At 53.1% G+C, this 499-nt stretch carries 1 protein-coding gene; it reads left to right on the top strand.

Annotated elements, in window-relative coordinates; translation table 11 throughout:
- Window positions 1–460, top strand: a 460-nt coding sequence (locus MWU64_RS15350; RefSeq protein WP_247065354.1) for an integrase core domain-containing protein, incomplete at its 5' end; no start/stop codon positions are given.
- Between the last annotated feature and the right edge of the window lie 39 nt (window positions 461–499).

The raw sequence follows: 499 nt of genomic DNA, 5'->3' as shown, positions 1-499 counted from the left end.
GATGGACTTCATGCACGACCAGTTAAACGATGGTCGCAGTTACCGGCTGCTGAATGTGATTGATGACTTCAACCGCGAAGGCCTTGGCATCGAGGTGGACTTCTCACTTCCGGCAGAGCGTGTTATCCGATCACTTGAGCAGATCATTGAGTGGCGAGGGAAACCGCGCTCTATTCGGTGTGACAACGGCCCCGAATACATCAGCGGTAAGCTGGCGACCTGGGCAGAGAAGCAAGGTATTGCACTGGCGTTTATCCAGCCCGGCAAACCCCAGCAGAATGCCTATATCGAACGTTACAACCGAACGGTCCGTTACGATTGGCTGGCACAGTATCTGTTCGACAGCACCGAAGAAGTCCAGGATTATGCCACTCGCTGGCTCTGGCACTACAATCACGAACGACCCAATATGGGGCTCGGAGGAATTACTCCTCAACAGAAGTTGGCCATGATGGCCTGAGGTCTACTTTTGAACCCCCTTAAAAATGGGGGGATTACC

The sequence above is a fragment of the Marinobacter sp. S0848L genome, assembly GCF_023016065.1.
Taxonomy (GTDB): Bacteria; Pseudomonadota; Gammaproteobacteria; order Pseudomonadales; family Oleiphilaceae; genus Marinobacter.
This window is presented reverse-complemented; position numbering and strand designations above follow the sequence as displayed.